Origin of the sequence: Pseudomonas sp. NFX15 (assembly GCF_049132105.1) — a bacterium.
Classification (GTDB): Bacteria; Pseudomonadota; Gammaproteobacteria; order Pseudomonadales; family Pseudomonadaceae; genus Aquipseudomonas.
The window spans coordinates 320,090-334,225 of record NZ_JAFMPV010000002.1 but is presented as its reverse complement, the minus strand read 5'-3'; the positions used below and the strand labels follow the sequence as shown (position 1 = coordinate 334,225).

Sequence of the window (14,136 nt, the reverse complement as noted above, 5' to 3'; positions counted from 1 at the left end):
TTACTCCTCGGGTGTTGCGTGCTCACCACGCTGAATCGCTCGCATGAAGTCCAGCTTCAGAAGAAGCTTCTGCATCCCCTCAATATCCAATCGCTCTGTATTGTGCGAATTATAATCTTCAGTGCGGGATATTTTGGTTTCGCCTTGTTCGACAAACTTCGCATAGTTTAGATCGCGAAGATCTGGCGGAACACGGAAATAGTCGCCCATGTCTTCAGCACACGCCATTTCTTCCCGACTAAGCAAAGCTTCGTAAAGCTTCTCGCCATGACGAGTACCGATTACCTGAATCGGGTGCTCTGGTTTTCCTACCATGGTGGTCAGAGCTTGAGCCAATACTTCTACTGTAGCTGCTGGTGCTTTCTGGACAAACAAATCGCCGTTATTGCCGTTTTTAAAGGCATACAGCACCAAATCAACGGCATCAGCCAGCGTCATCATGAAGCGGGTCATGTTCGGGTCAGTTAGAGTCAGCGCCTTGCCCGCTCGAATCTGCTCGATAAAAAGTGGAATTACCGAACCGCGGGAGGCCATGACGTTACCATATCGCGTACCACAGATAACTGTCTTGGTGTCATCAACGTTACGCGATTTGGCCACCATGACTTTTTCCATCATTGCCTTGGAAATACCCATGGCATTGATCGGGTACACTGCCTTGTCAGTACTTAGGCAAACGACGCGTTTGACTTCATTCTGAATGGCCGCCTCAAGCAAGTTCTCTGTGCCGAGGACGTTAGTCTTGACCGCTTCCATAGGGTGAAATTCACACGACGGAACCTGCTTCAACGCAGCAGCATGAAAAATATAGTCAACACCACGGGTAGCATTCAGAACGCTTTGGTAATCACGAACATCGCCAATGTAAAATTTCAGCTTTGAACTGGCGTAGCGCTTACGCATATCATCCTGTTTTTTCTCGTCCCGGCTGAAAATACGGACTTCGGCAATATCGGTATCCAGGAAGCGCTTAAGAACTGCATTACCAAAAGAACCAGTACCGCCGGTAATCAGTAATTTCTTGCCTTTAAACATGATCTTTTCCTTTAATAGCATCAAGCAGTTTGCCAACCTGTTTATCAGGCATCTTGTTCTCGATAATGAATGTTTTAGCGGCTTTACCCATGCCAATAAACTCATCATCGGAGATTTTTGAAAGCTCTAATAATTTTCTCTTCAACCCATCGCCACCAGGCGGTATCAGGTAACAAAAACCATAATATTCTTCAGGAATACCGTCAAGCCTGTACATCAAAACAGGCACACCAGAAGACATGTATTCAATTATTTTTGAAGGGAAAGAATATTTTGTATATTCCGACTCGTTATCTCTAGGATTGATAAGCAAAGCCGCATCTCGCTGCAGGCGCAGCACAGAGTCGCGCTCCAGCTGCCCAAAATACTTGACATTTGAGCAATTCGAAGAAATATCTTCGACGTAGGCACGATCATCTCCGGCACCACAAATAAACAGATCATAATTTTCGATGCCGGAATCGATATACGAGTCTAGAAGATTTCTTATTCCATAACGTCGATCCAGGGTTCCAGTATACAAGAAATATCTCTTTCGTTGCCCCGCCTCAGAAATAGAAATGTAAGACTCGTCAGCAATCCCTTCCACAACAATCTTCTTGATTGATAGATCGAACTTTCTAAGCATCTCTTTTGTGATTGCAACAATACTGTCTGATCTATTAACAATGGAATACGAAACAAGCGAAAATAGGTGAAATACGAATTTGGCTACGCCTTTTCTTACAGCCATATACTCAGGCAAATCTGGCACGATAACACAAAGATGTGTCTTTCTCTTGAAGAGCCTGACGAAGTAACAAGCCAACAAAAAAGGTAGATGCATGGAATAACAAACCAAAACATAACGCTCTTCCTGACGAGATTTCATCTCAGCCAGAATCGCTCTGTAAGCAGAGAGCGCGCGACAAATGTTTTTTACAAATGTCAAGTTGAAAAACCCTACATTTTTGACAACCGCACGACCGAGCGATTCACGTTTAGCAACAGGCCGGTAGCACAAATCCCTGTACCGGTAGGGGTAGGCACCGACAAAAGGCAAGTTTATGACTGAAACGGTTTGTACGTGTTCGCTTTGAGAGAATCCGCTGATGTAGTTTTTTTGAAGTGTGTCAGCTGCATACTGCATGCTGCCTTTCGAGTTCTTGATGATATTTTCCTTATCACCTTCACAAAACACTCCTCCCAGGAACAAAACGTTCATGCGGCCGTAACCAGAGGCAATTCAAAAAAATCAAACACTTTTTACACTCCATCGAAAATTCAGTTTCATCACGAGCCTGGCTTTCATCGGTCAGTTGAGCAGTAGATTATAGTTGAAGAGGGGAAAAACGGAAAACCCCGCAACGGGGACGAGGAAGAAAAAAATCAGATAGATTGCAAAAAACAGGATGTAGAGCACAAGGAATAAATACGTGCGCCTAAGCAAGAAAAAAGAGTTTATGCAATGTAACATATTAAAAAACAGAACAGACCTGAACAACCTAATAAAAATTTCCGACTCAAAGTACAAAACCAAGAAAAATAACGACAGTAAATTCAAACTCAATACGAAAGACAATTCTCTGTCTCGAGCAGAAAAATTATCAAGCTTGTACAAGCTCTTTCTTTCAGCCAACACCACCAAAGTGATAAGCACCGTAGAGACCAAATGCATGAACACGTTCGCAAGTGAACTTTTCAGTGAGGTATCATAATAATTAAAATGCCTGGCAATGCTATCTGGAAGCGGAAGGCTGTACCTCGCCAGCACATAGAAGCAAAGAAAAACAAAAAACAATATTATAAATCTACCGATATCAATTGTTCTATTGATTGGAATAAATATGAACACCATAAACATAAGCGATGACTGGTGAATGGTAGCAGCGAGTAATATTATAAGCGCGTATTTTATCTTGCAGAGTTGCTTCCCTTCATATAAAACCAATATACCCTGCAAAAATATCGCAAACGCTAAAAAATTCCGCATTAAAACAAAGTCTAACGAAAAGAAAAAAACTGCATACACAAGAATTGACGCAAAGGGCGATATAGTTGTCTTTAGGATATACCTAAGAACTAATAGCAATGTCACAAGAGATATCAGCACCTGAAAAGCCTGGTAGGGTAACCCAGTACCGCTTGCAAAAATATTTAAGAACCCGTAACCGACTTCCCCCCCCCAACTCGCAAGCGTATCGCGGGAGTAATAATAGGCCTCATACCCCTCTCTATCACCATTCCAATAATTCCAGCCATACAGTATCCACATCACTGCGAATACGAGTAATGCCAAAAACATGGACGAAAGGTGTTTTCTTTTATACATACCTATCTTCCTGCAAACAACTTTCTTTTTAGAAAGCTAGATATACTTTCAGTCTTTTTAATATCAAAAACACTCCTAACTGCCCGAGACACAACCGATCTGGCGGAAAAGAAATCAGGATTCAAGATTGTTTTCGCAACAGATTCTTCAAAGACTTTGTCGATCAAAAGAGCATCTGGATGTTTGAGAGGGAACTGCATTTCCATGGTATCAAGCCCGCAAAACCTCTCCACCATGACATCATTCAGTGAGTTGCCGCCATGTGTAGAATCACTATCCACACCAATGTTTTTTATCTGGTTATACTTGGGAACTATCGCGTATACGTTATGCACACGCATGCTAAAACTCATTTGATAGTCCCAAGAATAAAATCGACCACGGGATTGCTTGGCATCCAACTCGTAATCGAGATTATATCTATCCTGGTAATACAACTTTTTATACAAGTATTCGTCTTTAATTCTTTCTCTTATATACTCATCCTGCCAAAGATCCAATTCACCATCGTAAAATTTGTTAAACTTATCACCCCATGAAGCCCAACCGCACGGCATCATATTTTTAGTAAAAACGTAGCTCGAACCATCCGCTGGCGTATAATTTTTTAAATAGTTAGTTCCGCACACCCAAAGAACGCGACTATCTTCTTTGTATCGCGCTAGTACGTCTTCGCAAAACCTGAAGAAAGTAACCTCAGGAAGATTATCGTCCTCAAGAAAAATCGCACAACTTTCTCTTTGAAAAACCCACCTGGCACCACCCGCTATATTTGAGTAAACTCCAATATTATTATCCTCATACTTTCGAACCACTTCGCAGTCCCAGGTAATCGCTTTTTCGATTGCTTCACGGCACCGCGAAACTTGCAGCCTTTCTTCTTCGTCCCTACCGCCATCCGATAACAAATATAACTTAGCAGGAGCAATTTTCGATATCTGCTTGATTATTTCCAGAGGTTTATCTATGCGCTTGAATAAAAAAAGCACAACAGGAATACTAAAACTATTCATTACTAACACCCTCCGTAAAGCTAATATATGAAAAAACCAGTAGATCAAGGCTACTGTAGTGCCGCCTACGCAAAACGACTCAACACTAGTAACCTTTTACCTTTCTCACCAAGGAACAACTATAAACTATTTCCAATAGGGCCGAAGTCACCAACGCTAACACTACCGAATAAATACTCCAACTTAGAGAAAGATACAAGGCACAAAAGAGGTAAAACGATATTACCGAAACAACTTGGTTTCTTAATACGAAATCATACCTTTGATGGGGAACATATATAAAATAAATATGACTTCCCACAACTAGGAAAGTCATAATATTTATGCTCAACAACATAGAGAGGTAGTACGCTTGCTGCATATCGTGAACTGAGATCAACCGTATAACCCAATACCCTCCTACAGCAACAGACAACATACAAACCAAACCAACAAAAATTTCAACCTTTATGATTTTGTCAATTATATTTTTTTGTGCCTTTCTTACCATCACTGGAAAAAGCGCAGCGTTTATATTTGACGCTAACAAGCTTGGCACAGAAAATATTTTGTTCGCCAAATCGTAGATAGCAACTTCCCTCATACCGAATAGCGATCCGATAATAATTTCAATGCTCTTCTGCTTTAATGTATTGGTTGCACTAGACCAAAAAAATGGTTGAACCTCGAACAATAGCGCCTTCACGTTCAGGAGACCTGGCCAAGTTAGCTTCAAATGATAAATAGCAAATAACATACAAAAGGCAACCAAAGACGAAATAACGTTTGTCGCAACCACGATAAAAGTATAAACACCAACATCGTCTACACCGCTGATGCAAAAATATATGACCGGCAGAGAAAGCAGTTTTGAGGTGAGCTGTATCACTGTTAATACTTTCATTTTTTGCACACCATGAAAGTACCAAGTGGGTAGGAAAACACAGGAAAGTGTATTGGCAAAGCAGAAAACAAATAAAATCCAATTTGACCTTACAAATGGAACTCCAACCACAAGCGCAACGAATATAATAATTGAAACCAATTCCAATAATAGCTTTGCAACAGTAACTGATGAGAGTAGCGAGGAATGTAAATCCTTATCGACTGGATTGAGTGAGATAATTTTGGCGGCGTGGATATCGAAACCAAAATTAATAAAAACCATAAAATATGCAGAAACACTGGTGGCAAAAACGAACAACCCATAGTTATCAACACCGACTGTATTAATAACAAATGGATAGATCAGGATATAGAAAAAAGAATTCACCACCTGCAGAACGGTCATATGAAAGTAATTGCTTACTGTCTTGGCATTTTCCTTATAGATTTTTATGCCTTGAGCCAAATTCAAAAAACACCTCACAAAAAAAACAACAAGCCAAACTACTACAGCGCAATTATTGCTATATGACACTAACTAAAAGCACTCATACTAAGAATGCTGAAGTGGTTGTTTTTCCAATAAGAAAACTCGAATAAAGGCAAAAGAAATACCAACAGCTAAACCAAATACCAGACCAAGTGCCAAGATTAACAACTTCCTCGGTTTAATCGGCTGATCAGGTATCGCCACCTCACCGTCCTGGCGGAAAACAGCCACACTTGCGGGATCAATATACAGAGTACGATAAAACGCTAAACTCTCTTGGCGGGCACGCAATCTATCGATGAACGGGTCATCAGTTTGCCGGGTCTGCAAGTTTTCTATTTCCGCTTCAAGCGCTTTACTGCCCCGCATATAGTCCAACGAACCATCCAATCCGGAAGAGGCCTCTACTGTAAGCTTGCCATCTATTATTGGCGGCTTTTCCAAGCCGATGGACTTAGCCACGACCAATGCTTCTTTGAGCCGGACTATTCTATCGCCTCTGTCCTTACGCGAACTTGCCTGCAGCCTATCGATTTCCCTTTGCAGGTTGTTGGCCTTTACCGTTGCGTCTGCCTTAATATTACTCAACACTTCTTCTTTGGCTCTTTCACCAGCAGATAATGCAAAGCTGGTCACCCAATCGACCGCATTTTTGGAGGACGGTACGTTTGCCGTAATGGTAAAACGTGTAGGGTCGTCCTTGTTGGTCAAGGAAACGTCCAAGGCTCGATTAAACCAACCCAGTAGTGCGTTCTGTGAAGTTCCGAGCAACTCTCCACTCACTGTTGGCAGGTATATAGTTTTAAAAAGTTCCAACCTCAATGATTCGGATCGTAGATGTTTAAGATAGACGTCGTACACGTCCTTAACGGTAAGCAAAGGCAAATTGCTGTCGCCACCACGTCCATAGTTGAAGTTCGAAATGTCGTTCTGCGTAGGGGGCTGAACTAAAAATTTCGCCTCATATATAGGGGTTGCCTTCCAGGCATAAACACCTGAAAGTGAGAAGACGAGCAAGGTACAAAGCAGAATCAGCAACCTCTGCCTCCACAATCCCTTGTAAATTTTCGTCAGGTCTATCTCATCACTCTCAACAAGATGTTCGTGGCTTTTAACCATTTATTATATTTCCTTGAATCCAGTTTTTCTGGCTCTAGTCACCAACTCAAAAATTGAGTTGACGAGGGACCGCACACTTAATGTTTGGCGTGAGCCCATATGAAAAAAACAGCAATTATACTCTACTTAGATAAGATCGCTTGTATGACTTCTCTACATCGACATCACAGGGGGTGCCAATTTTTAAGCTTACCGCTCCTTGATACCCTAGACCAACGCCCTCATCCTGGATAAAGGAAAAGATTATCTATGACTTTCACGCAATTTCAGTCTGCGCTTATGATGATTACGCAAAACTACCCATATACCCATGGCAGGCCCGATAGCAAGCCCCAGCAAAATAGCTATCAGCATCAGCACTGAAATGGGTAATTGCGGTGAGGTGTAGCCTAGGAATACCAAGGCGACTGCCTGCTGATTTTCCAGAATAAACAGCACGACGAACGCCATCAGTGCCAAAAACAGCAGCACCAGTAAAAGGCGATTCAACCTACCCACGCCCTTCACCTCGATGCTCGCGATCCAATTCCTCTTCTTCCTCATTCACTCGATCCCGCAATTCCTTCCCCGGCTTGAAGTGCGGAACAAACTTGCCGTCCAGGCTAACCGACTGGCCAGTCTTCGGATTACGCCCCACTCGAGGCGCGCGGTAGTGCAAAGAAAAGCTGCCAAACCCCCGGATCTCGATACGATCCCCGGTAGCCAGACATTGTGACATTTGCTCAAGCATGGTCTTGATGGCCAGCTCCACATCCTTGGATGAGAGCAGCCCTTGATGGGTGACAATTCGTTCGATCAACTCCGACTTCGTCATATTTTTCCCTTCTTTTTCAAGCAGCTAGATCAGCGCTCCAAAGGTTTTAGCATGCCCGTGTGATTTTGAACAGCCCGAGACCGAGCATCTTTTGACCTACTCTGAAATTCCCCTTTCAAGCCCCTTAAGCTAACGCATTCTCATCTGCAAATGACCAGCATCGTGCGTGTCAGAAAACCTGCCGGATTAAATCCAAAGGGAAAGCTCTCCTCCTCTTCCTTCAGATCATCCGACCTCGCTACCACCTTGTAACCTGCCCCCTTGCATTCCTTGGCGGCACGTTTGTAGCACTTCTCCCATTTCGAACCGAGCCCCGAGCAATCGACCTCGATACCGCTCACCCCACGCACCGCGTGAGATTTGGCATTGGTGGTACAGCCCGCTAGTGCCAGTAGTGCTACTGCGACAATGAGCTTGTTCATTCACTTCCTTTTGCCAGACAGCCTATCGGGCGATCATTTGTGTCAGGCTAAAGACTAGCTGCAAATAAGCGTTTGATACGATTAAACAATCAGACTTTTTTCGACATCATTGGTTCACGACACCGACAAACGCAGCAGGGCTCAGCTCACCAAATTCCAGGCAAAAAAAGGGGCGACCGAAGTCGCCCCTTTTTTATAGAAAGTCAGAACTTAGTTCTGCTTTTCCATTTGTGCACGCAGCAGGTCACCCAGGGTGGTGGCCACAGGAGCATCAGTCGCTACTGGCTTGTCGCGCAGGCTCTGGATTGCTTCTTTCTCGTCTTCAACGTCTTTCGACTTGATCGAGAGCTGGATTACACGGCTCTTGCGGTCAACGCTGATGATCTTGGCTTCTACTTCTTCGCCTTCTTTCAGAACGTTGCGCGCGTCTTCAACGCGGTCACGGCTGATTTCGGAGGCTTTCAGAGTCGCTTCGATATCGTCGGCCAGAGTGATGATGGCGCCTTTAGCGTCAACTTCCTTCACGATGCCTTTAACGATGGCGCCTTTGTCGTTCTCTTGAACATACTCGGAGAACGGATCGCTTTCCAGTTGCTTGATACCCAGGGAGATGCGCTCGCGCTCTGGGTCAACCGACAGGATAACGGTGTCCAGCTCGTCGCCCTTCTTGAAGCGGCGAACGGCTTCTTCGCCCACTTCGTTCCAGGAGATGTCGGACAGGTGAACCAGACCGTCGATGCCGCCGTCCAGACCAATGAAGATACCGAAATCGGTGATCGACTTGATGGTGCCGGAGATTTTATCGCCCTTGTTGAACTGGCCAGAGAAATCTTCCCATGGGTTAGATTTGCACTGCTTGATGCCCAGGGAGATACGACGACGCTCTTCGTCGATGTCCAGAACCATAACTTCCACTTCGTCGCCGACTTGTACGACTTTCGAAGGGTGGATGTTCTTGTTGGTCCAGTCCATTTCGGAAACGTGTACCAGGCCTTCAACGCCTTCTTCCAGCTCAGCGAAGCAGCCGTAGTCGGTCAGGTTGGTTACACGTGCGGTAACGCGAGTGCTTTCTGGGTAACGGGCTTTGATAGCAACCCATGGATCTTCGCCCAGTTGCTTCAGGCCCAGGGAAACACGATTGCGCTCGCGATCGTACTTCAGAACCTTGACATCGATCTCGTCGCCAACGTTGACGATTTCGGAAGGATGCTTGATACGCTTCCAAGCCATGTCGGTAATGTGCAGCAGGCCATCGACGCCACCCAGATCGACGAATGCGCCGTAATCGGTGAGGTTCTTGACGATACCTTTGACTTGTTGGCCTTCCTGCAGGGATTCCAGCAGAGCTTCGCGCTCGGCGGAGTTCTCGGCTTCCAGGACGCTGCGACGGGAAACGACAACGTTGTTGCGCTTCTGGTCCAGCTTGATGACCTTGAATTCCAGCTCTTTGCCTTCCAGGTGCGTGGTGTCGCGCACTGGACGGACGTCAACCAGAGAACCTGGCAGGAACGCACGGATGCCGTTAACGTCGACAGTGAAGCCGCCTTTAACCTTACCGTTGATAACGCCCTTGACCACTTCTTCGGCTGCGAAGGCTGCTTCCAGAACAATCCAGCATTCAGCGCGCTTGGCTTTTTCACGGGACAGCTTGGTTTCACCAAAGCCGTCTTCAACCGAGTCCAGAGCAACGTGAACTTCGTCACCGACGTTGATGTTCAGTTCGCCAGCGTCGTTGTAGAACTGCTCAAGCGGGATGAGTGCTTCAGACTTCAGGCCAGCGTGAACGGTTACCCAGCGAGCTTGGTAATCGATATCAACGATAACACCGGTGATGATGGAGCCTGCCTGAAGGTTCAGGGTTTTTAGGCTTTCTTCAAAGAGTTCCGCAAAGCTTTCGCTCATTTTAATTCCTGTAGATGAGGGCGAAGAATACGCCCATCTCCACACCCCAGACGGTGTGGGTTAGTTTCATTTAAAAGAAGCCACCGCAGGACTATGACTGGTCCCCTGCGGCCTTCTTGATCACCCGGCGATATCGCGGCTGGCGATTTCGCTCATGATGCGTTCCAGCACCTGGTCGATGGATAATTCCGTGGAATCCAGCTGTATGGCGTCAACCGCCGGCTTGAGCGGGGCTACCGCTCGCTGGGTGTCACGCTCATCGCGCGCACGTATCTCATCTAGCAGACTCGACAGACTAACACCCTCGACTTTGCCCTTCAACTGCAAATATCGGCGGCGCGCCCGCTCCTCGGCACTGGCGGTCAGAAAAATCTTCAACGGCGCGTCTGGAAATACCACGGTGCCCATGTCGCGACCATCGGCCACCAGGCCCGGCGATTCTTGAAAAGCACGCTGGCGCTGCAGCAGCGCCTCGCGCACCGCCGGCAACGCAGCGACCTGGGAAGCACCGGAACCGACGCCTTCGGTACGAATGACATCACTGACTTCGTCGCCTTCCAGGATGATGCGTTGCAGTTGACCGTCCGTCGCCGCGATGAACTGAACATCCAGATGAGCGGCCAGCTTTTTCAGCAGCTCCTCATTGGTCAGGTCGACACCGTGGTTATGCGCGGCGAAAGCCAGCAGACGGTACAGCGCACCGGAATCCAGCAGGTTCCAGCCCAGGCGGCGGGCCAGAATTCCGGCTACCGTGCCTTTGCCCGACCCGCTTGGCCCATCGATGGTGATGACCGGTGCAATGCTGTTCACGACTGAGCCTCTTGTGCCACGCGAATGCCGACCTGTGCGCACAGCGCCAGGAAATTGGGGAACGACGTCGCGACGTTGGCACAATCATGGATGCGGATCGGCGCAGTGGCGCGCAGCGATGCGACACTGAAGGCCATGGCGATACGGTGATCGCCGTGACCGTGCACTTCACCGCCGCCGATCTGGCCGCCGTCGATGATGATGCCGTCCGGGGTTGGCTGGCACTTGACGCCTAGCGCCAGCAAACCATCGGCCATGACCTGGATGCGATCCGATTCCTTGACCCGCAGCTCTTCAGCGCCGGTCAATACGGTGCGCCCTTCGGCGCAAGCCGCTGCCACGAACAGCACCGGGAATTCGTCGATCGCCAGTGGAACCAGCGCCTCGGGAATCTCGATACCTTTGAGTTTAGCTGCCCGTACGCGCAAGTCAGCTACCGGCTCGCCGCCCACTTCACGCTGGTTTTCCAGGGTGATGTCGGCGCCCATCAGGCGCAGGATGTCGATCACGCCGGTACGGGTCGGGTTGATGCCAACGTGCTCCAGCACCAGCTCCGAACCTTCGGCAATCGAGGCCGCCACCAGGAAGAACGCCGAAGACGAAATATCGCCGGGCACTTCAATGTGGGTCGCGGTCAGCTTGTTGCCGGACTCGACCGACGCGGTCGCGCCATTGACGCTGACCGGGTAACCGAAACCGCGCAACATGCGCTCGGTGTGGTCACGGGTCGGTGCCGGCTCGGTCACGGTGGTCTTGCCTTCGGCGTACAGACCGGCCAACAGCAGGCAGGATTTAACCTGGGCGCTGGCCATCGGCATGCTGTAGGTCAGGCCCTTGAGCTTGTGGCCACCACGAATGGTCATTGGCGGACGACCTTCGGCGGCGGTCTCGATCACGGCACCCATTTCACGCAGCGGATTGGCCACGCGATTCATCGGGCGCTTGGACAGCGACGCATCACCGGTCAAGGTGCTGTCGAAGTCCTGTGCCGCCAGCAGGCCAGACAACAGGCGCATCGACGTGCCCGAGTTGCCCAGGTAGATCGGGCCCGGGGCAGGCTTCAGGCCATGCAGGCCAACACCATGGATGGTCACGCGGCCGTGGTGCGGGCCTTCGATGACCACGCCCATGTCACGGAATGCCTGCAAGGTCGCCAGGGCATCTTCGCCCTCAAGGAAGCCTTCGACTTCGGTGACGCCTTCGGCGAGGGAACCGAGCATGATCGAACGGTGGGAAATCGATTTGTCACCTGGTACGCGAATCCGACCGGACAGGCGGCCACCAGGTTGAGCCAGGAAAATCAGATCGTTGGAATTCATAGCGTCCACATAGGCCCTGCGGGCCAGGATTTTACTGAAATGCTCGCGGGCAACCCGGGCGCGAGTGAAAACGCCCAATAATTGGTGCCCATCCCCTGCATCGACCGCGTCGCGCAAGGCGTCGAGGTCGCTGCGAAATGTATCGAGTGTGCGCAGGACAGCTTCGCGGTTGGCGAGGAAGATGTCGTGCCACATGACCGGGTCGCTCCCGGCGATTCTTGTGAAATCGCGGAAACCGCCCGCAGCGTAACGGAAGATCTCAAGGTTTTCATTGCGCTTGGCCAACGAGTCGACCAAACCGAACGCCAGCAAGTGCGGCAAATGACTGGTTGCCGCCAGGACTTCGTCGTGACGCTCGACCTGCATGTGCTCGACATCGGCGCCCAACTCACGCCACAAACGGTCGACCACGGCCAGCGCGGCGGGATCGGTCTGGTCCAGCGGCGTGAGAATGACTTTATGGCGACGGAACAATTCGGCGTTGGAGGCTTCCACCCCACTCTGCTCGGAACCGGCAATCGGATGCCCCGGCACGAAGCAGGCCGGCATGCTGCAAAAGGCTTCGGTAGCAGCACGCACCACATTGCCCTTGGCGCTGCCGACGTCGGTCAAAATCGCCTGCCCCAGATCCATGCCTGCCAAACGGGCGAGCACTTTTTCCATGGCCAGGATCGGCACCGCCAGCTGAATCACGTCAGCGCCCTGACAAGCAGCCGCGAGATCTTCCTCGCAGCGATCCACCACACCCAGCTCAACCGCCAGCTGGCGCGATTGCGGATCGAGATCAACCCCGACCACTTCGCGGCACAGGCCGCTTTCGCGCAAACCCTTGGCAAACGAACCGCCGATCAACCCCAGACCGACCACCACCAGGCGACCGATCATAGGCTCAGCAGATTGCAGTGCAGTGACATCAACCACGAGCCAGAACCTTGGTCAGCGCCTCGAGGAAGCGGCTGTTCTCTGCCGGCAGGCCAATGGTGATGCGCAGGTGGTTCGGCATGCCGTAGTTGGCCACCGGACGCACGATTACGCCTTCGCGCAGCAAACCCTGGAACACCGGGGCCGCCACTTGACCGAGATCGACACAAATGAAGTTGCCCTTGGAAGGAATCCAGCTCAGCCCCAGCTCACGGAAACCCGCTTCCAGTTGCTGCATGCCGGCTTCGTTCAACTGACGGCTTTGCGCCAGGTACTCTTCGTCCTTCAACGCCGCACAGGCCGCGGCCAAGGCCAGGCTGTTGACGTTGAAGGGTTGGCGAACACGGTTCAGCACGTCTGCGACCACCGGGGTCGACAAGCTGTAGCCCACGCGCAATGCAGCCAGGCCGTAAGCCTTGGAGAAGGTGCGGGAAACCAGCAGGTTCGGATAGGCCGCCAGGAAGTCCAGGCCGTCGGGCAGATCGCTGCCTTCGGCGTACTCGATGTAAGCCTCGTCCAGGACCACCAGCACATGCTCCGGAACATCCTGCAGGAAGTCGTCCAGCGCCTGCGCATCGAACCAGGTCCCGGTCGGGTTGTTCGGGTTGGCGATGAACACCACGCGGGTGTTGGCGTCGATGGCTGCCAGCATCGCAGGCAGGTCATGCCTCCAATCCTTGGCCGGAACCACTTTGGCTTCTGCGCCGACGGCCTGGGTGGCAATCGGATAGACCGCGAACGCATGTTCGCTGAACACTGCATTCAGGCCAGGTGCCAGGTAGGCGCGCGCCACCAGCTCAAGAATATCGTTGGAGCCATTGCCCAACGTCACTTGATTGAGCTCGACGCGGCACTGCTCGGCTAACAAGGACTTGAGTGCGAAACCGTTGCCGTCCGGATAGCGGGATAGTTCGGCCAGCGCGTCACGAATGGCCGCCAGGGCCTTGGGGCCTGCACCCAGCGGGTTTTCATTGCTCGCCAGCTTGACGATGTTCGCCGGATCCAGATTGAGTTCACGTGCCAGTTCGTCCACGGGCTTACCCGGAACATAAGGCGAAAGTTGTTGCACGCCCGGCTGTGCCAGAGCGAGGAAATTGCCACTCATTTGCTACCGCC

13 protein-coding genes are annotated in these 14,136 nt (G+C 49.8%); all 13 read right to left on the bottom strand.

The window, feature by feature from the left end:
* The 13 genes from J1D76_RS03675 to hisC all read right to left on the bottom strand — a co-directional run bounded on the left by J1D76_RS03675 (position 1) and on the right by hisC (position 14,125).
* Positions 1 to 1,035, bottom strand: a complete 1,035-nt coding sequence (locus tag J1D76_RS03675; RefSeq protein WP_421137075.1) for a polysaccharide biosynthesis protein — start codon at positions 1,033 to 1,035, stop codon at positions 1 to 3.
* The gene (locus tag J1D76_RS03670; RefSeq protein WP_421137074.1) at positions 1,028 to 2,239 is read right to left on the bottom strand and encodes a glycosyltransferase; all 1,212 of its coding nucleotides are present in this window, start codon (positions 2,237 to 2,239) and stop codon (positions 1,028 to 1,030) included. The genes J1D76_RS03675 and J1D76_RS03670 overlap by 8 nt, the downstream gene beginning before the upstream one ends.
* Before the next feature lie 90 nt (positions 2,240 to 2,329).
* Positions 2,330 to 3,346, bottom strand: coding sequence for an EpsG family protein (locus J1D76_RS03665; protein ID WP_421137073.1), 1,017 nt, complete (start codon positions 3,344 to 3,346; stop codon positions 2,330 to 2,332).
* A 2-nt stretch (positions 3,347 to 3,348) separates the two neighbouring features.
* The gene (locus J1D76_RS03660) at positions 3,349 to 4,359 is read right to left on the bottom strand and encodes a glycosyltransferase family 2 protein (protein ID WP_421137072.1); all 1,011 of its coding nucleotides are present in this window, start codon (positions 4,357 to 4,359) and stop codon (positions 3,349 to 3,351) included.
* An 85-nt stretch (positions 4,360 to 4,444) separates the two neighbouring features.
* Complete coding sequence (locus J1D76_RS03655; protein WP_421137071.1) at positions 4,445 to 5,695, bottom strand: oligosaccharide flippase family protein; 1,251 nt, start codon at positions 5,693 to 5,695, stop codon at positions 4,445 to 4,447.
* Between the two features lie 81 nt (positions 5,696 to 5,776).
* Positions 5,777 to 6,832: an LPS O-antigen chain length determinant protein WzzB gene (locus tag J1D76_RS03650; protein WP_421137070.1), complete on the bottom strand. Its 1,056-nt coding sequence runs from the start codon at positions 6,830 to 6,832 to the stop codon at positions 5,777 to 5,779.
* A gap of 243 nt (positions 6,833 to 7,075) precedes the next feature.
* Positions 7,076 to 7,330, bottom strand: coding sequence for a lipopolysaccharide assembly protein LapA domain-containing protein (locus J1D76_RS03645; protein ID WP_421137069.1), 255 nt, complete (start codon positions 7,328 to 7,330; stop codon positions 7,076 to 7,078).
* Positions 7,323 to 7,646, bottom strand: a complete 324-nt coding sequence (gene ihfB / locus J1D76_RS03640; protein ID WP_421137068.1) for an integration host factor subunit beta — start codon at positions 7,644 to 7,646, stop codon at positions 7,323 to 7,325. The genes J1D76_RS03645 and ihfB overlap by 8 nt, the downstream gene beginning before the upstream one ends.
* A gap of 140 nt (positions 7,647 to 7,786) precedes the next feature.
* Positions 7,787 to 8,068, bottom strand: a complete 282-nt coding sequence (locus J1D76_RS03635) for a hypothetical protein (RefSeq protein WP_421137067.1) — start codon at positions 8,066 to 8,068, stop codon at positions 7,787 to 7,789.
* 210 nt (positions 8,069 to 8,278) lie between these two features.
* The gene (rpsA, locus tag J1D76_RS03630; protein WP_007973639.1) at positions 8,279 to 9,970 is read right to left on the bottom strand and encodes a 30S ribosomal protein S1; all 1,692 of its coding nucleotides are present in this window, start codon (positions 9,968 to 9,970) and stop codon (positions 8,279 to 8,281) included.
* 120 nt (positions 9,971 to 10,090) lie between these two features.
* Positions 10,091 to 10,780 (bottom strand): (d)CMP kinase, encoded by a 690-nt coding sequence (cmk, locus tag J1D76_RS03625; protein ID WP_421137066.1) that lies wholly within the window; start codon positions 10,778 to 10,780, stop codon positions 10,091 to 10,093.
* Positions 10,777 to 12,984, bottom strand: coding sequence for a bifunctional prephenate dehydrogenase/3-phosphoshikimate 1-carboxyvinyltransferase (locus J1D76_RS03620; RefSeq protein ID WP_421137105.1), 2,208 nt, complete (start codon positions 12,982 to 12,984; stop codon positions 10,777 to 10,779). Before J1D76_RS03620 ends, cmk begins: the two co-directional genes overlap by 4 nt.
* A gap of 28 nt (positions 12,985 to 13,012) precedes the next feature.
* The gene (hisC, locus tag J1D76_RS03615) at positions 13,013 to 14,125 is read right to left on the bottom strand and encodes a histidinol-phosphate transaminase (protein WP_421137065.1); all 1,113 of its coding nucleotides are present in this window, start codon (positions 14,123 to 14,125) and stop codon (positions 13,013 to 13,015) included.
* Positions 14,126 to 14,136: the final 11 nt, after the last annotated feature.

Excerpts from the sequence above, each read along its gene's own strand:
- J1D76_RS03635 (WP_421137067.1), bottom strand. The coding sequence starts at position 8,068 with ATGAACAAGCTCATTGTCGCAGTAGCACTACTGGCACTAGCGGGCTGT.
- rpsA (WP_007973639.1), bottom strand. The coding sequence starts at position 9,970 with ATGAGCGAAAGCTTTGCGGAACTCTTTGAAGAAAGCCTAAAAACCCTG.
- J1D76_RS03670 (WP_421137074.1), bottom strand. The coding sequence starts at position 2,239 with ATGAACGTTTTGTTCCTGGGAGGAGTGTTTTGTGAAGGTGATAAGGAA.
- J1D76_RS03620 (WP_421137105.1), bottom strand. The coding sequence starts at position 12,984 with ATGATCGGTCGCCTGGTGGTGGTCGGTCTGGGGTTGATCGGCGGTTCG.
- J1D76_RS03675 (WP_421137075.1), bottom strand. The coding sequence starts at position 1,035 with ATGTTTAAAGGCAAGAAATTACTGATTACCGGCGGTACTGGTTCTTTT.
- hisC (WP_421137065.1), bottom strand. The coding sequence starts at position 14,125 with ATGAGTGGCAATTTCCTCGCTCTGGCACAGCCGGGCGTGCAACAACTT.
- ihfB (WP_421137068.1), bottom strand. The coding sequence starts at position 7,646 with ATGACGAAGTCGGAGTTGATCGAACGAATTGTCACCCATCAAGGGCTG.
- J1D76_RS03650 (WP_421137070.1), bottom strand. The coding sequence starts at position 6,832 with ATGGTTAAAAGCCACGAACATCTTGTTGAGAGTGATGAGATAGACCTG.
- J1D76_RS03660 (WP_421137072.1), bottom strand. The coding sequence starts at position 4,359 with ATGAATAGTTTTAGTATTCCTGTTGTGCTTTTTTTATTCAAGCGCATA.
- J1D76_RS03665 (WP_421137073.1), bottom strand. The coding sequence starts at position 3,346 with ATGTATAAAAGAAAACACCTTTCGTCCATGTTTTTGGCATTACTCGTA.